This window comes from Acidobacteriota bacterium (assembly GCA_016703965.1).
Classification (GTDB): Bacteria; Acidobacteriota; Blastocatellia; order Pyrinomonadales; family Pyrinomonadaceae; genus OLB17.
This window is the reverse complement of record JADJBB010000011.1, coordinates 1-13277: the sequence shown is the minus strand read 5'-3', so window position 1 is coordinate 13277 and position 13277 is coordinate 1. Positions and strand designations below refer to the sequence as shown.

Genomic DNA, 13277 nt, shown 5'->3' with positions numbered 1-13277 from the left:
GAATACTGGCGGCGATGCCGGTATCTGTGGTGCTGATTAACTTCTCCGCAGGCCTCGCCTTGATTCCTTTCTCGCCTTACTACTTGGGTCACTTTTGGCCGGGGATGGGCGCGTCGTGTAACACAAAATCTGCGGTACGCCGCAATTGATAGAGGAGTTTGAAAATGAAACAGTTATTTCCGCTGTTGGCTTCGCCCTCGCAATCGTCATTGCACTTTCCCTCACTTGCCTGCCAAACGACAAGTGGCGTACCGCCAACGGCGAGTGAGGTTATTTCCCGCGCCTGCCCACCTTTGAACGCGACTAAGTGATCCTCGAAAACTCCCCAACGGTGAGCGGACAAACTACGCGAACGGTTGAACGAGGTCACACCCCTGGTAAAGACCGCATGTTCCGGTGAACTCCCGGCATTGCCCGCCGACCTGCACGCGCTTGAGGACGTTGCAATTCCGGTAATCATCGACGTTATCGCTGACTCGTCCACGAACGACAAGCAGAAAACGTCGCAATCCTATCCGTAGCGGTCGCCCAAGCCGTTCTAGCAAGCGTGAGGTAATCGAATGATCGTCACAGACTTTTTCACCGCCCTACAAGCTGGCAAGGAACTCGCAAATGCGGATACGTGGAAGAACGCCCAGGCGCGCGGCGCAAAACTCGCAATGCTTTTCGGCGCCTTGCTCCCCATCGCCAAATGTTCGGGCTTCTCGGCAATGTCTCGATGGAGGAAATGCTTACCATTGCTAGTGCTGTCTCTATCGTTGGCGGCCTGTTCAATTGGTCGGCCACGCTCGTATCAACCTCGCGTATCGGATTGCCGCCCCCTCCTGGCGATGGAGTTCCCGGAGGGGATGACGGAGTACGAAACGGCGCAGTTGGAGACTATGGAGTACGCGACACCAACCCTACGGATACGTTGCTGGATATGGACTATAAATAATGGCTCACTTTCTCACGAACTTGTCGGCTGAAATCGTCAATACGGACTTTGGCGGTGGGCGGGGGCTTTGGCGGGTGGCAAAACCACTCGTCTATACCTCTGACGTAGCAAATCGGACGATTACCGTCCCGGTTGGCTTCCAGACGGATTTTGCCAGCGTGTTGCGCTTGCCCATCATGTACTCGCTATTCGGCGACACCGCCCACGCGGCGGCCACGGTACACGACTATCTCTATCAATCGGGAATGCTCCCACGTCCGACCGCGGATGCCGTGTTCAAAGAGGCAATCGGCGTCAGTACGAAGCTATCCGGCATCAAGCGTTGGCTAATGTGGGCGGCGGTTTCGCGCCTTCGGCGGCTCGCATTTCGGCGACCAGAACGCCGCAACTACTTGAGGACTTTGCGTGCACGAACTTTTTACGTTTTGCCAAACAGACAAACAGCGGGAAATTGTTAATGCTATCCTGGCCCACGGTTCACACAGGAAAGCGGCAATTGCCCTTGGGATAAACAGGACAAACGTAGACAGTGTTGTGTCTCGTCTAAAGGTTCGCCAGGCCAAAGTCGCCAACCCCGGACCCGTAAAGATTTTCGTCATACCGGACGTGCAGGCAAAACCCGGTGTGCCGTTGGACCATCTTCGCGCGGCCGGTAACTACATCGCCGAATTGGGAGATCATTTCCGATCCGAGTGGCGTTCGCAGATGTTGAAGGAGGAGACGCGCTTGAATTTCAAGGCACAACGCCCCATCTTCAGGTGGCTGAAGTAGGCGCAGTTGCCGCAGCGCTTTCCTTGGCTCGCCAGTTCGCTGGCTGTTTTGATCGAGGTCGGACAGTCGCTGTTCCATAGACGGACTGCCTCTACTGCTTCTCGCTTTGCGTCGCTCATGGATTAGCTCCCAAGCACAGCACCGCCCGGCCAATCTCTCGGTCGTCAGAATCCGGCCCGCTTATTGAAGCGCAGGCGTCTTCGCTATGGACCCAACGCGTCCCATTGCCATCTTGATAAAAAATCGCTTCAAGTCTTTCACCTGCCAGTGTTTCCGGTGTCCATTCTCCTGAGCGAAACTCATCAATCAATTCCTGAAACTTCTTTTGTGTCATAGTAGCCTTTGCGTTCTGCGTGTAAGAATCACTATCGGCCTGTTGCCAATATTTTTGACCAAGGCTCCACGCTCGGAACAGCGCTTTTGTCGCTTTGTCTTCTAGCGCCTCCCGTAGCATCACCTCGCGCTTCTGACTGGCGGAGAGTTGCTGGCGCAGGGATTCAGCCTCAGACATATAATCGTCAGCAGTCTTTTCCAGTCGACTCTTGCAGGCTTTGTGTCTTCGATCATAATTTCCCTCTTATATGTATTGAAATAATCTCGGACATACGAACCATCCGAACAGGATTGATATTGCTAACCATATGGACAGGATGGTCATTTCCAGCGCCTAGATAGACGAATGAACAGCCAAGCATAGAACCATGCCAGTAGGCCGATTCCGATTGATTTAAGAACGATCATTGTGACGGTATCCAAGTGCTTCAGACACGATCAATCCGCTATATGTGTCTTTTGCTATCGTGTTTCCGCACATATGGAGAAGTGCTTTACGCAGAGCCTTGATTTCATCATCCCTGCTTGCAAGTGCGTCAGTCAGTTCGTCAATCTGATTAAACAGCTTGTCATGGCTACCGAGATTGTAATAACGATCTTCGTCCATTAGATACCTCCATTTGAGCAAAAAAATTCCAGCGGAACCCGAAGGCTCGACGCTGGATAAACTCGGCGTGTGCCGAGGTCGGAGGGAGACAACATCATTCTACTCATTTAAAGTAATCTGCGAGTGCCTGAATGTGATTGACACCAGGTATTCAAGCGCATCCCGCAGCATCACCTCGCGCTTCTGACAGTCGTTATATTCTTGGCTTGAAATACGATTGCCTTCAAACCGACGATTTAGTTCGGCTTCAAGTTCGGACTGTACTGCTATAACCCCAGCGTTGTAAGCATCTCTGCACCAATGAATAATGTCTGCTGGTTCCATATACTTAGCATGACTACTGTGCCAATCTTCAAAGCCCTGCGTTGATTCTTTGTTGTATGAGTTACCCATGGCGCTAAGCACATCCTCTATTTTCCGCGTAACCTCGGCACTAGAGTCGTCGCTACAATATATCTCGCCAATCAATTTACGAAGCGTCACTTCTCGCTTCTGACTGGCGGAGAGTTGCTGGCGCAGGGATTCGATTTCTTGTTGCTGTCGTACAACTGGATCCACAACGGCAAAGTTAGTAACTAGGCAAGTGCACTGTGGGCCTGCATAGCCTCCAACACCGGCGAATCGCGGCAATCCACATTTAGGGCAGTTAGTTACCATTTCGTCAGTCCTTTCTGGGCGTAGAGTGGGATCGAGTATTGAGCCATTCTCCCAACGACCACACCATTCCATACATTCTTTACTGCGTGGGTAATAACGTCAGCATCTGGGCGATTCTCGTGAAGCCAAGCAACAGGCTCCTTCTCGCATAGGTGTACTCGCCAAGGTCAGCGGTGGCGGAGAGTGCTTCTTCTGTCCTCTGGATTGGCCTCGTCTGTGCTTGATGGTATTCTAGCGCCTCCCGCAGCCGCAGGTTATCGGCCTGCTCCGCTGCGAGTTTCTTTACGCACTCGGCCAGCTTGCCGAGAAGTTCGGCTATATAGTCGCACTGAACTTGGCTCATTTCACACCCCCAAATAGCCAAATGATGTCCAGCGACAGCATGGCCCAAACAACTGAAAAACCTACGGCACTCAGGCCGGCGAGATATTTCATTCGCCAACCTCCCGTAGCATAACGGAAATAGCATGATTGAAACCATGCCGGTATCCGGCGACGTAGGAAACAAGTCCGACCAGGGCGACGGCGACCCCGGCGACGATTGCGATAGTATCAATCCCCATAGTAGTCCCTCCGCGGCGACAGGCGCAGCGACCTGCGCAGCAACCTGCGCAGCAACACGACGATAAGCCCGGTCACAAGAAGCAAAGCGCCGCTGGCGGTCCCCAACTTGTTGTCGATCAGGTACATGGCTGCAAGGCCGCCGGCGATGTACGCCTTTGGAAGAAAGTTGTAAAGCCAGGTTGGAATCATCTTGAACCTCCTTTGAGTTGTTTCAACTGCCCTCTGCTTATCCAGAATTGTTCGTGAGTCTCAACGGCCAGGTTGAACAGCTTGGCCGCTACCTGCCCGCCTTTCGCCGCAATTGCGCCGTCCGGTGTCAGTAGCGCGATCGTCAGCGGTTCGCCGTTCAGCGTTATCGAGAAACCGGAATCGAGTTTTGCGGAGTAGACCGGCACGTTATTCGCCCTTTCTTTTCTTCGCGGCCTGTTCGTACTCCCACTCGTGGAAGCAATCGGCATCGCACCAACGGGGTTGAGAGTTCGCGTTCTGCGGCAAATGTTCGCCGCAGTAAAGACAGTTGCCGGTAGCGGCCGGGCCTTCGGGTTGTCGCATACGGAGCAGGGCGGCATAGGCCGCTTCGTTTTGCTCGTCGGCGCGGTCGCATACATCAGCCATTGTTTTCCCCCATGAGTGCCGCCCAAGAAACCGGGAAGTGGGGGGCGACGATTTCCGCAATACGCTCGGCAACCTCTCGCGTTTCGAGTTGCGCGTGCGGGTCCAGGCGCAACTTGCACGCCCGGCAAATGGCCGCGAGGGACGCGGTTTCAATCCACTCGGTCATCATGTTTTGCGGGAGAATCGCGCGGGCCTGTTCCGGTGCTATACCAATCGACAACAATTCGTCATACCCGGCAAGCGAAGTGGTCATAACCTGATCGAAAATTACATCGGCCTGGCGTTGAATTTCCTCCGGGGCGGTTCCAGCGGAGCCTTGCTTTACGGACTCGGCACGTAACCGCCAAATCAGCCGGAAGAACTCAGGCTCAGAATCCACATACCGGCGTGATGTTTCGTTACGGGTAATGCCGACCATGTGCTTGAACCACTGGCGCGCAACGAAGATGGGCGCTTTGATGCGCAGGCTAATCTGTGGGTGGCTGAACGGCGTCCAGTGCTTGTGCTTCGCAAGGTAGCCAAGCAGCTTTGCATCTTTGTCATTGAGGCAAGTTTCCAGAAAGAAGCCTTTGCGCTCGACGTTCCAGGTGCTTTGCTTGTCCATGCTCACGCGCGCCGCATTGACCACGGATAGATCGGACCCCATTATTCCGATTTGCGTTGCGGAAATACCGTTAAAGATCACTTGAGGTACCTCGCTTGCTGGTGGAAAAAGTCTTTGACTTCCAACTTTTCGAGTTTCCGTTCCAGCACCGGCAATACGTTCTGCCGCATGTGCATTGCAGACTCGCGCATTTCGGCTTCGTGGCGGCTTGCAGTTAGCAAATCGCGGCGTGCTTTCCACAATTGCAATTTAACGAACATAGTGTCTCCAAAAAGGTATAAGTTGTTAGCAGTTGCTAATAATCAGGCGTAAATAAATTGCCCCTACTGCGGGCGGTCCTTCTCGGCCATTGCCTTGAAAACGTCTGTAGAAAAGCGAATCGGAATTGTAGCAAAGTTCACGAACGCGATACGCATTTTTGCAAGGTGCCAATTAAATAATTTTGGCAGGGTGTAATACTTCTGCAATTTATTGGTCATTCTGCACCCCCAATCCATTGCCAGAGAATCGCCGACGACCCACGGCCGGTGGGCTTATTCTCCGGTAGGCGGCGAACAAGTCCCTTACGCTCATACCGATAGAGTTGGTTCAGGCACGTTTGCGCGAAAACGTCCAGGTGCCGGCTGCCTTCCGGTGCGGTATGCGGCTCTGCGAAAAAGGCGGCGTAGCGTGCTTCCGCATTGCTTGACTTTTTCTGCCCGCGGCCCTTGTAAGACTTGGCAACATCGGCAAGCGATTTAGTCGGGGCTTTCGGGCTATCAGCCTTGGCCTCCCTTTCCAGCGCGTCGGTGAGTTGTCCGAACGTAGAAGAAAACATGCTCATTTCCTAACTCCCCTGTAGCCGTGCTTCGGCCTTGAGTGCGGCATAGGCTACGCAATCCTCAAGTGAATCCGGGTGCGCTGCTTCCGTTTGGCGGTCGCGCACGTCTTTGAGCAATTGCAGCAAAAGCCAACCGTCAGATTCTTTGAGGGCATTGCCGGTGATGACATTGAACGCGGCAACGGTCCTGCCCATGCTGCGTTCCCCGCCTTCACTGTCATACTGCTTGCCGCGTTCCTCCATAATCTCGGCGGCGCGAAACAGGATATTGGGGGCGGTATTGTGTTTCACCTTCATGCTTTCACCCCGCTTACCGTTGAGTCACTGTTGTACCGGCCGCGAACGGCGTAACCACGGTCGACCGGGACAGGCTCAGACTTGTGGAAGATCATTTGCCCAATCCGGCAACCATCATGCAAGCGGATGGTATGGAACCTCGTAAGATTCTTGAGTTCCAGGGTAAGGACGCTCCCGTTCCAGTGCGGATCGCACCACGTCGCCAGGGCATTTTCAAGGCCGATGCGGGCGCCGGAACTGTTCAGTTTGAACTCCGCGCTCACGTCAGCCGGGAGGTTGAACTTTTCAGCGGTGTGCGCAAGGATAAATTCACCGGGGGCGAGGTCAAAGAAACCGCCGTCAAGGTGAACCGTGTGCATGTCAAGCGCCTGCTTGTCCCGTAGCGAGACAACGCGGCCCTTTACCCCCGGCACCAACTGGCGTTCGACCATGATCGTGCTGCCAAGGTGAACGTCGATACTCGTCCCGTTCACGTCTTGCAGGGCGACGCCCTCGACAACCCCGCGCACTACAAACTCGCAAAGTTCATTGTAGGAAACCAGACTCATTTTTCATTTTCTCCAAGTTGTTTATCAAACGGCAAACGGATTTTAGCAAACGCTAAATGTTCATGCAACAGTTTTTCGCTTCATTGCACTGAAAAGTGCTTCTTGAACTGAGCATTTTTTCTCAAGCACCTTTTGAACCGCCTCGTCTACTGTCCCTTCGGCCACAATGTCGTATATCAGAACCTTGCGATCGTGCCCGCTTTGTAGCTGGCGAACCGGGCCAATGCGCTCGGTTATCTGCTCCCGGTATTCCAGGTTGAAGTCGGACGAAAAGAAAACGATGATGTTCGTAATATCCTGCATTCCGTCGAAGCCATGCCCGATGCTGGCGGGATGCCCAAAGCCGTAGGGGGCTTCGCCTGCCATGAACTTCTCAAGGCCGGCATCGGTCGCCAGATCAACGCCTTTCGGAAATGCGCGAAGCAACCGCGCCAGGTCAGACTTAAAGTTGTAAGCGACCAACAGGGGGAGGCCGCCGGCTTCTTCGTAAATGTCCTCAAGCGCCTGTATCTTCTCGTCGTGCACTTCCGCCCACTCGTCCGTTTCAGGGTCCGTATAGATCGCACCCGCGGCAAGCTGGCGGCATTTCATGGTCATGCTGCTTGCGGTGAACGCCTCGATGCCCTTGTTACCAATCTCGATATACATTTCCCGTTCCATCTTTTTGTAGAGGGCGCGGGCCTTATCCGGCATGTCGACCATAACGGTAAATCGCAACGGTTCTTGCAAATCGGGAAACCAATCTTTCGGGTCAAGCGCCAGGCAAACGTCAGCAATCCTTGAATTTATCTCGGCTTCCGCACCTAGCTTTGGGCGCAACTCCCCGAATTTGTCGTTTTTGTGCCGCATAACGCGCTCAAACCATCGTTGCTCAAACGCACCATAGGACCGACCTAACCGGCGGCCGGCGTCTATGAAAAAGAGTTGCCCCCACAAATCTTTTAGCCCGTTGCTTACCGGTGTTCCGGTGAGTTCCATAACGCGGCGAACCGCGGGGGAGCAAACGACACGCGCCAGGCGGTCGGCGCGCATACTACTACCCTTGGTGCCGTGCAGGTATCTTGAGCCGTCTTTCTTCTGGCGAACGGAAATGCGTAGGCTTTTCAGCTTGGTCGACTCGTCTGGAACGACATTGGCAAAGGGCCACTTGTTCCCGAAGTGATCGAGAAGCCAGGGTATTTGTTCGTAGTTCGTTGTGAATAGCGGAACGTCCTTTGACAACGCCGCGAGTCGTTCTTGCTCGTTCCCGACGACCGCAGAGATTTCAAGGTGCCGAAAGTCCGACCACTTCTTTACCTCTTTCGGCCAAGTGTATTTCGCTACGCGCTTGGTGGCGAATATGATAGTCGGCCGCGACTCCCCGGACAGGTAAATCGAATCCAGGGCGGCGAGTGTCGCAACGGTCTTTCCCATACCGGGGCGGGCGAATATCGCGCACCGCAAGTTGTTGACAAGGTGATCGGTCGCCAGTTGGCCGTAAGCGCGGGGGGTGTACTTCACTCAAAGACCTCCGGTTCGCCATGCTCAAAGTCCGAGCAGTAGTCAGCCGGCGGTATCTGGTCCGTTGGGTCACGCCAGGACGGTGCGCCGCAAAATACGCAACGGAATGGGGCTACCGGAGTGTGCCGGTGGAAAATGCGTTCCCAACCCTCGCGGAAGGCGTCGGTAGCCGCTTTGGTCGTGAGCGAATCGCCGGTAATATCGTTCCGGCTCATGCTACTTGGTCCTCTAATTCGCGCTCGATTGGCGGTACAAGAACAATCACGGTTCCCCCTGGAAACTCACCTTGCGCAAGTGCCGCGGCTTGGGCGAAGTCTTTTACTTCTTCGTGTTGCAGTTTGAAAATTGATGATTTTCCGGCAGCATCGCGCACCACTATGCGAAACTCTTTTGGTGTGGTCATTTCAGTAACTCCATGAGCGCGTCGACTTCTTCGTAGGTGCTTACAACATCAACCGTTTCGCCAAGGGCGCGCATTCGTTTGTGTTCGCGTGCTTGTCCAGGGCGGGGCTTGCCACCTGGTCGCTTTTACCTCTACCCAACTACAACGCGTTGGGTGCATGATTCTCCGGTCGGGGCAATGCCGACGGCCGACCCATTCGGCTTTGCGCACGTCGCCTCCGTTCTCCCGCACACGCTCGATAAGGTAGGTTTCAATGTCGTTTTCGATCACTTCTGTAAACCTTTCGGTGCGTAGAGTGGAATTGTGTAACGCTCTACCTGTTTTGGGTTTGCACGCCGCCATAATTGTTTTACAACGTCAGTACAACAATCGCTCATAGTGTTAATGCTCCCACCCTTGTCATCGTCACGTAGCCAAGCAACAGGGTCCCCAAGCCACGCCTTCAGCGCGGAGTCGTCTGGCTGGATAGCGAGTGCTTTCTGTACAGCTTCTTGATACGCTGTATTGCTTCCGTTTTTGGATAGAAGTAACAGTTCTCGCATCGTCGCTATCTGCGCGGCTTGCTTCTTGATGGTCTGATGTTGGAATTCGTTGGCCTGTCTTGCCAGCTTCAACTCCTCATTGAGGCCACTTGGCTCGCACGCCAATAGGCCGCCTGGGTCTTCTACCAAGTGACGCTCGATCCAGTCTTTCGGTTGTTCATAGGTTGTCATAGCTTTATCCTTGAGCGCAGAGTCGTCAGGCTGAATGGCGAGGGTTTCAAACGCTGTGCGTGTTTCTAGCGATAGGTCGTCGTCATCAAGCCGCAAATCCATAGTGTCTATGAGTCCTTCAAGCGCCTCGTCCTTCGCCTTACAAGCCTCCAGTGCTGCGTCGAGTTGCTTCTTAAATTCAAAACAGCGGTGGAAAGCCATTGCCACCTCATTCGAGATTGCGGGTGCGATAACGCCTGTTTCAACCCCACGCCCTGACAGAAAAAAGTTGCTCTTTTCCTCGTCAGTCTTACAGTCACAAAATAGCTTGCTCATTTCTACTCCTTTTTCAACTCCAAGGAAAAGTTCCTCCACGCCGGACGTTGATGCTTCTCGTACTCGGCAATCTGCTCCTGAGTCATTTCTTCGGGGCAGTATTCCAGCATCAGTTCGTCAATCTTGGCTTGCGCGGCTGACAGTTGTTGTTTCTGATCAACGATGACTTCACTCATGGTCATTGTCAGATCAGTACGTGGGTCATCAATGGCTTCGCCAATACATTTCAATTCTGCTTTTAAGGTAGAGAGTTGCTGGCGCAGATTGTCAATCCACCCATTAGGACTATTTGCAGCAATCCAACCGTGAAGTTGCTGGCGCAGGGATTCGTACTTTTCATTCAATGCATGGTTTTCACGTTCTAATGCGTAGCAGTAATCTTCATGTGGCATTTTGGCTACTCCGGGTAGTTATTAAAATCGCGCTTCGGAAGTCCGTGTTGTTCTCCGCAAGCAACGCCGATAGCCAGAACCTTACGCAGACAGGCGAGAGCCTCCGTATCGTTATTGGCACTGGCCCATGCGTTTTCAGCACGCGCAAGATGAACGCGCATCAGTGTGAGGTAGCCTCCGACGCTCTGCGGATGATCTTCAATGATTCCCCACTTCTGCTCTTGGTAGTAACGCTCTGTACCAATAGCGTCATACACATTGGCACGAAGCGTCGGAAGTTTTTCTTTGTTTGAGTCTTGAGTATCCATCTCGCTCACCTTATTAAGTACAGTTGAAATAGCCTTTTCAATCTTGCGTAGCTGATCTTGACATTCTTCTTCTGTGTCTTGCATCATCTTGATTCCATACAAGTAGATTTCATGCATCAGCATAGCTTTGGTGATTTGATTTTCCATTTGATTCTCCTTGGTAAGTTGTTTGTAATTCCCGTGCTCTTGTTGCGCTTTGGCTAATACTTGTTGCATTACTGGACGTAGGCTCATTTCATTCCTTTCGGTGCGTAGAGTGGAATTGGCTTCAGCAATTTGTAATCAGTGTCGAAGTTCTCCACATACCCGCGATACCTATAAACCCCAGTGGCGCTTTCATACCTCCAAGAAACAGGCTCCCCAAGCCACTCCTTGAGCGCGGAGTCGTCGGGTTGGATGGTGAGTAAATCTTCTGCATCATACGTGTTGTATTCGCACTGACCGCATGGCGTCCAATAATCCGGTTTCTCAGGCGTCTGCTTTGCGATCTTCTCGATGAAGGCATCCTTCACCTTGATCGCGGCCAGTGCTGCGGCGAGTTGCTGGCGCAGGTCAGCAAGTGGGGTTGCTTCAAGTGCTTCACCAAGAACCGACTGAACAACCTGCTCTATCTGCTCAAAGTCTGTGTCAGACACTTCGCAATAGTCATCGACCCAACGTAGTAGTTTTTCAAACTGTTCCTTCGAATGTTCTTTTTGTGCAGCAAGTTTAGTCATCCAGCTTGCTGCAACGACCTCGACTTTGCGCGGAAACTCAACCTCCTTGATTTTTGCGATTTCAGCCAGTGCTGCGGCGAGTTGTTGTTTCTGCTCAACGATCACTTCGCTCATGGTCATTGTCAGATCAGTACGTGGGTCATCAATAGCCTCTCCGATACTCTTAAGTTCAGTTTTTAAAGTGACGAGTTGCTGGCGCAGGGATTTGATTTCAGCCTTGCACGCATTGTGGTCCCATACTTTCATCTTTTTCTCCTGTGTACTGTGGAAGGGTGCTGTCACCGCCCTTGGGCATTACTTAGGCTGGGCCTGTTCGCGGGCGACGCAGGCCGGCGCTGCCTTGGCATACTCGCTGGTGCAGAGAACAGCCAGCGCGTCTTCCTTCAGTCCGAGACCGGAGAAGCTGCGACTGGTTTCACGGATTCCGCACTCGTCGTCTTTCCAAGATGTTCCAACTGAAAAGCCAAAACCGACCCCAGCGCCACCAACGGTACTGGACCCCATACAGGGGGCAGTCGGATACACATTGCCGCTGAAGACCGACGGGACGTTTTTGACGGTGTAGTCACTCTGCTCGATACGGGTCGTGGTCTGCGTCGGGATGGGTGCCGCATTGACCGTCAGCGAATTGCCACCGTTGCTCAGGGTGTTGCCGCCCGAGTTGGAAGTGGATTTGCTGAGCGAGCCCGAGTTTGCCGAGCCGCCCCCGGCGAAAGCCGCCGCGTTGTTGCGGACGTCGGTCGAGATGCGATTGGACACATCGACGTTGGTGAATTGCGCTTGGCCTTGACCCTGAAGCTGACCCTGTGCCTGACCTTGAGTTTGTGTCAGAATGCCGCCGTCACCGGGTGGATTGTCGTTGCCGATGCCGACAGCAAAGGCTGACCTCATAGTCAGGGATGAAACAGCCACGAGGGCCGAGAGAACAAACACTTTGATGCGCTTCATTTCACTACTCCTGCAATGATGACTGTGGCCGACAGTCGGCGGTGTTGCTCATTTCAAGCCACGCCTTGAGCGCGGAGTCGTCTGGTTGGATGGCGAGTGCTTCAGTAGCAATACTGCTACACTCACCTGCGGATAGAATGCAACCGTTGTCTGCTTCCAAGTATTCAATTTTGGAAAGCGCCTCGTCCTTCACCTTGATCGCGGCCAGTGCTGCGGCGAGTTCATGTTCCATCGCGTCTAGCTTGTTTCCATGCGTCGAACTTTGCCTCAACATTGCCGTTTGCTACATTTTTGGCTACTTCAAGATCATCAAGTGCTGCGGAAAGTCGCTGGCGCAGGGTTCGTTCTCAAGTTCCTCTTTAGCGAGTTGATCGCGGTATGCTTTGAATAAATCACTGTTCATTTCTTCAACTCCAGGAAAAGTTTCTCCACGCCGGACGTTGATGTTTCTCGTACTCGGCAATCTGCTCATTAGTCATTTCTTCTGGCAGTATTCCAGCATGAGTTCGTCAATCCTGGCTTGCGCGGCTGACAGTTGCTGGCGCAGGGATTCGACAAGATCAGCACGGATGTACTTCACGTCCGATTCATGGACGCGGTCTTGGCACCATGTAACATGCCCAAGCCACTCGCTATCTTCGTCGTCGCACACCTGAAGATATATTGCGTCGTGTTTCGTTGATTCGCTCATAGCTTCGGCTCCGTGACAGCGCGTTGATGTTTTTCGTATTCCGCTAGTTGCTCCTGAGTCATTTCATCAGGGCAGCATTCAGCATCAGTTCGTCGATCTTGGCCTGCGCGGCTGATAGTTGCTGCCGCAGGATTCGATCTTTGCGTCATCTGCTTCGCATGGATAGTTATTGAACAAGTGGTTATCAGACAAATCCTTAATCATTTCCCTTGCTCCTTTGCTGCGCGGTAGAGTGGCATACAGCACTTTCCCCTTCCGGGCAATGCCCTAACCTCCGCACCGTGGTCTATTGCGTACTGACAGCGACCGTCGTCACGACAAGGCTCCGCATGGCACAGGCGCACGTCCTTTAGGTCATCTGTGGCGGCGAGTGCTTCCTCTATTCCTAGAACTGTGCCAAATTCAGGAACTTGTGCCACGCAATACTCAACCGCTATCCGCAGTATCACCTCGCGCTTCTGACTGTCGTTATATTCTTGGCTTGAAATACGATTGCCTTTCAAACCGACGATTTCGCTCGGCTTCAAGTTCGGCCTGT

27 protein-coding genes are annotated in these 13277 nt (G+C 53.1%); 3 read left to right on the top strand and 24 right to left on the bottom strand.

From position 1 onward, the window contains the following. Positions 1-356 precede the first annotated feature (356 nt). The 3 genes from IPG22_06675 (at position 357) to IPG22_06665 (ending at position 1395) form a co-directional block, all read left to right on the top strand. On the top strand, positions 357-521 hold the full coding sequence (locus tag IPG22_06675; protein ID MBK6587984.1) for a hypothetical protein: 165 nt from the start codon (positions 357-359) through the stop codon (positions 519-521). 170 nt (positions 522-691) lie between these two features. After that, the gene (locus tag IPG22_06670) at positions 692-937 is read left to right on the top strand and encodes a hypothetical protein (GenBank protein MBK6587983.1); all 246 of its coding nucleotides are present in this window, start codon (positions 692-694) and stop codon (positions 935-937) included. Then, positions 937-1395, top strand: a complete 459-nt coding sequence (locus IPG22_06665; protein MBK6587982.1) for a DUF1353 domain-containing protein — start codon at positions 937-939, stop codon at positions 1393-1395. Before IPG22_06670 ends, IPG22_06665 begins: the two co-directional genes overlap by 1 nt. A 219-nt stretch (positions 1396-1614) precedes the next feature. Here IPG22_06665 and IPG22_06660 read toward each other — a convergent pair whose 3' ends face one another. The 24 genes from IPG22_06660 to IPG22_06545 all read right to left on the bottom strand — a co-directional run bounded on the left by IPG22_06660 (position 1615) and on the right by IPG22_06545 (position 12739). After that, on the bottom strand, positions 1615-1827 hold the full coding sequence (locus tag IPG22_06660) for a hypothetical protein (GenBank protein MBK6587981.1): 213 nt from the start codon (positions 1825-1827) through the stop codon (positions 1615-1617). Further along, complete coding sequence (locus tag IPG22_06655) at positions 1824-2219, bottom strand: hypothetical protein (GenBank protein MBK6587980.1); 396 nt, start codon at positions 2217-2219, stop codon at positions 1824-1826. Before IPG22_06655 ends, IPG22_06660 begins: the two co-directional genes overlap by 4 nt. A gap of 216 nt (positions 2220-2435) precedes the next feature. Further along, positions 2436-2648 carry a hypothetical protein gene (locus IPG22_06650; protein ID MBK6587979.1) on the bottom strand — a complete coding sequence of 71 codons (213 nt, stop codon included), beginning with the start codon at positions 2646-2648 and terminating at the stop codon, positions 2436-2438. A 99-nt stretch (positions 2649-2747) separates the two neighbouring features. Further along, on the bottom strand, positions 2748-3206 hold the full coding sequence (locus tag IPG22_06645; protein ID MBK6587978.1) for a hypothetical protein: 459 nt from the start codon (positions 3204-3206) through the stop codon (positions 2748-2750). 178 nt (positions 3207-3384) lie between these two features. Next, positions 3385-3648, bottom strand: coding sequence for a hypothetical protein (locus IPG22_06640; GenBank protein ID MBK6587977.1), 264 nt, complete (start codon positions 3646-3648; stop codon positions 3385-3387). 209 nt (positions 3649-3857) lie between these two features. Further along, positions 3858-4058, bottom strand: a complete 201-nt coding sequence (locus IPG22_06635) for a hypothetical protein (GenBank protein ID MBK6587976.1) — start codon at positions 4056-4058, stop codon at positions 3858-3860. Then, positions 4055-4264, bottom strand: a complete 210-nt coding sequence (locus IPG22_06630) for a hypothetical protein (protein MBK6587975.1) — start codon at positions 4262-4264, stop codon at positions 4055-4057. The genes IPG22_06635 and IPG22_06630 overlap by 4 nt, the downstream gene beginning before the upstream one ends. Before the next feature lies 1 nt (position 4265). Beyond that, the gene (locus IPG22_06625) at positions 4266-4484 is read right to left on the bottom strand and encodes a hypothetical protein (GenBank protein MBK6587974.1); all 219 of its coding nucleotides are present in this window, start codon (positions 4482-4484) and stop codon (positions 4266-4268) included. Next, on the bottom strand, positions 4477-5130 hold the full coding sequence (gene thyX / locus IPG22_06620) for an FAD-dependent thymidylate synthase (protein ID MBK6587973.1): 654 nt from the start codon (positions 5128-5130) through the stop codon (positions 4477-4479). Before thyX ends, IPG22_06625 begins: the two co-directional genes overlap by 8 nt. 35 nt (positions 5131-5165) lie before the next feature. Then, positions 5166-5348 (bottom strand): hypothetical protein, encoded by a 183-nt coding sequence (locus tag IPG22_06615; GenBank protein MBK6587972.1) that lies wholly within the window; start codon positions 5346-5348, stop codon positions 5166-5168. Positions 5349-5411: 63 nt separating this feature from the next. Beyond that, positions 5412-5567 (bottom strand): hypothetical protein, encoded by a 156-nt coding sequence (locus IPG22_06610; GenBank protein ID MBK6587971.1) that lies wholly within the window; start codon positions 5565-5567, stop codon positions 5412-5414. Then, on the bottom strand, positions 5564-5911 hold the full coding sequence (locus IPG22_06605; protein ID MBK6587970.1) for a hypothetical protein: 348 nt from the start codon (positions 5909-5911) through the stop codon (positions 5564-5566). The genes IPG22_06610 and IPG22_06605 overlap by 4 nt, the downstream gene beginning before the upstream one ends. Before the next feature lie 3 nt (positions 5912-5914). Next, a complete protein-coding gene (locus IPG22_06600; GenBank protein ID MBK6587969.1) occupies positions 5915-6205 on the bottom strand; it encodes a hypothetical protein in 291 nt (96 codons plus the stop codon). Further along, positions 6202-6753 (bottom strand): hypothetical protein, encoded by a 552-nt coding sequence (locus tag IPG22_06595; GenBank protein MBK6587968.1) that lies wholly within the window; start codon positions 6751-6753, stop codon positions 6202-6204. The genes IPG22_06600 and IPG22_06595 overlap by 4 nt, the downstream gene beginning before the upstream one ends. Positions 6754-6813: 60 nt before the next feature. Beyond that, positions 6814-8166, bottom strand: a complete 1353-nt coding sequence (locus IPG22_06590) for a DEAD/DEAH box helicase (protein MBK6587967.1) — start codon at positions 8164-8166, stop codon at positions 6814-6816. A gap of 83 nt (positions 8167-8249) precedes the next feature. After that, positions 8250-8468: a hypothetical protein gene (locus IPG22_06585; GenBank protein MBK6587966.1), complete on the bottom strand. Its 219-nt coding sequence runs from the start codon at positions 8466-8468 to the stop codon at positions 8250-8252. Beyond that, entirely contained in the window at positions 8465-8656 is a 192-nt protein-coding gene (locus IPG22_06580) for a hypothetical protein (GenBank protein ID MBK6587965.1), read from the bottom strand. The genes IPG22_06585 and IPG22_06580 overlap by 4 nt, the downstream gene beginning before the upstream one ends. A gap of 266 nt (positions 8657-8922) precedes the next feature. Beyond that, positions 8923-9684 (bottom strand): hypothetical protein, encoded by a 762-nt coding sequence (locus IPG22_06575; protein MBK6587964.1) that lies wholly within the window; start codon positions 9682-9684, stop codon positions 8923-8925. A gap of 2 nt (positions 9685-9686) precedes the next feature. Continuing rightward, positions 9687-10076: a hypothetical protein gene (locus tag IPG22_06570; protein ID MBK6587963.1), complete on the bottom strand. Its 390-nt coding sequence runs from the start codon at positions 10074-10076 to the stop codon at positions 9687-9689. 5 nt (positions 10077-10081) lie between these two features. Continuing rightward, positions 10082-10618 carry a hypothetical protein gene (locus IPG22_06565; protein MBK6587962.1) on the bottom strand — a complete coding sequence of 179 codons (537 nt, stop codon included), beginning with the start codon at positions 10616-10618 and terminating at the stop codon, positions 10082-10084. Beyond that, positions 10615-11346, bottom strand: coding sequence for a hypothetical protein (locus IPG22_06560; GenBank protein ID MBK6587961.1), 732 nt, complete (start codon positions 11344-11346; stop codon positions 10615-10617). The genes IPG22_06565 and IPG22_06560 overlap by 4 nt, the downstream gene beginning before the upstream one ends. A gap of 48 nt (positions 11347-11394) precedes the next feature. Next, positions 11395-12048 carry a hypothetical protein gene (locus tag IPG22_06555; GenBank protein ID MBK6587960.1) on the bottom strand — a complete coding sequence of 218 codons (654 nt, stop codon included), beginning with the start codon at positions 12046-12048 and terminating at the stop codon, positions 11395-11397. A 4-nt stretch (positions 12049-12052) separates the two neighbouring features. Then, complete coding sequence (locus IPG22_06550; GenBank protein MBK6587959.1) at positions 12053-12280, bottom strand: hypothetical protein; 228 nt, start codon at positions 12278-12280, stop codon at positions 12053-12055. Positions 12281-12523: 243 nt separating this feature from the next. After that, positions 12524-12739 (bottom strand): hypothetical protein, encoded by a 216-nt coding sequence (locus IPG22_06545; protein MBK6587958.1) that lies wholly within the window; start codon positions 12737-12739, stop codon positions 12524-12526. Positions 12740-13277 lie beyond the last annotated feature (538 nt).

Excerpts from the sequence above, each read along its gene's own strand:
- IPG22_06565 (MBK6587962.1), bottom strand. The coding sequence starts at position 10,618 with ATGAGCCTACGTCCAGTAATGCAACAAGTATTAGCCAAAGCGCAACAA.
- IPG22_06600 (MBK6587969.1), bottom strand. The coding sequence starts at position 6,205 with ATGAAGGTGAAACACAATACCGCCCCCAATATCCTGTTTCGCGCCGCC.
- IPG22_06670 (MBK6587983.1), top strand. The coding sequence starts at position 692 with ATGTTCGGGCTTCTCGGCAATGTCTCGATGGAGGAAATGCTTACCATT.
- IPG22_06585 (MBK6587966.1), bottom strand. The coding sequence starts at position 8,468 with ATGAGCCGGAACGATATTACCGGCGATTCGCTCACGACCAAAGCGGCT.
- IPG22_06545 (MBK6587958.1), bottom strand. The coding sequence starts at position 12,739 with ATGAGCGAATCAACGAAACACGACGCAATATATCTTCAGGTGTGCGAC.
- IPG22_06665 (MBK6587982.1), top strand. The coding sequence starts at position 937 with ATGGCTCACTTTCTCACGAACTTGTCGGCTGAAATCGTCAATACGGAC.
- IPG22_06560 (MBK6587961.1), bottom strand. The coding sequence starts at position 11,346 with ATGAAAGTATGGGACCACAATGCGTGCAAGGCTGAAATCAAATCCCTG.
- IPG22_06575 (MBK6587964.1), bottom strand. The coding sequence starts at position 9,684 with ATGAGCAAGCTATTTTGTGACTGTAAGACTGACGAGGAAAAGAGCAAC.
- IPG22_06570 (MBK6587963.1), bottom strand. The coding sequence starts at position 10,076 with ATGCCACATGAAGATTACTGCTACGCATTAGAACGTGAAAACCATGCA.
- IPG22_06605 (MBK6587970.1), bottom strand. The coding sequence starts at position 5,911 with ATGAGCATGTTTTCTTCTACGTTCGGACAACTCACCGACGCGCTGGAA.
- IPG22_06590 (MBK6587967.1), bottom strand. The coding sequence starts at position 8,166 with ATGGGAAAGACCGTTGCGACACTCGCCGCCCTGGATTCGATTTACCTG.
- thyX (MBK6587973.1), bottom strand. The coding sequence starts at position 5,130 with ATGGGGTCCGATCTATCCGTGGTCAATGCGGCGCGCGTGAGCATGGAC.
- IPG22_06655 (MBK6587980.1), bottom strand. The coding sequence starts at position 2,219 with ATGTCTGAGGCTGAATCCCTGCGCCAGCAACTCTCCGCCAGTCAGAAG.
- IPG22_06635 (MBK6587976.1), bottom strand. The coding sequence starts at position 4,058 with ATGATTCCAACCTGGCTTTACAACTTTCTTCCAAAGGCGTACATCGCC.
- IPG22_06650 (MBK6587979.1), bottom strand. The coding sequence starts at position 2,648 with ATGGACGAAGATCGTTATTACAATCTCGGTAGCCATGACAAGCTGTTT.
- IPG22_06625 (MBK6587974.1), bottom strand. The coding sequence starts at position 4,484 with ATGGCTGATGTATGCGACCGCGCCGACGAGCAAAACGAAGCGGCCTAT.
- IPG22_06640 (MBK6587977.1), bottom strand. The coding sequence starts at position 3,648 with ATGAGCCAAGTTCAGTGCGACTATATAGCCGAACTTCTCGGCAAGCTG.
- IPG22_06580 (MBK6587965.1), bottom strand. The coding sequence starts at position 8,656 with ATGACCACACCAAAAGAGTTTCGCATAGTGGTGCGCGATGCTGCCGGA.
- IPG22_06615 (MBK6587972.1), bottom strand. The coding sequence starts at position 5,348 with ATGTTCGTTAAATTGCAATTGTGGAAAGCACGCCGCGATTTGCTAACT.
- IPG22_06610 (MBK6587971.1), bottom strand. The coding sequence starts at position 5,567 with ATGACCAATAAATTGCAGAAGTATTACACCCTGCCAAAATTATTTAAT.
- IPG22_06595 (MBK6587968.1), bottom strand. The coding sequence starts at position 6,753 with ATGAGTCTGGTTTCCTACAATGAACTTTGCGAGTTTGTAGTGCGCGGG.
- IPG22_06555 (MBK6587960.1), bottom strand. The coding sequence starts at position 12,048 with ATGAAGCGCATCAAAGTGTTTGTTCTCTCGGCCCTCGTGGCTGTTTCA.
- IPG22_06550 (MBK6587959.1), bottom strand. The coding sequence starts at position 12,280 with ATGGAACATGAACTCGCCGCAGCACTGGCCGCGATCAAGGTGAAGGAC.
- IPG22_06660 (MBK6587981.1), bottom strand. The coding sequence starts at position 1,827 with ATGAGCGACGCAAAGCGAGAAGCAGTAGAGGCAGTCCGTCTATGGAAC.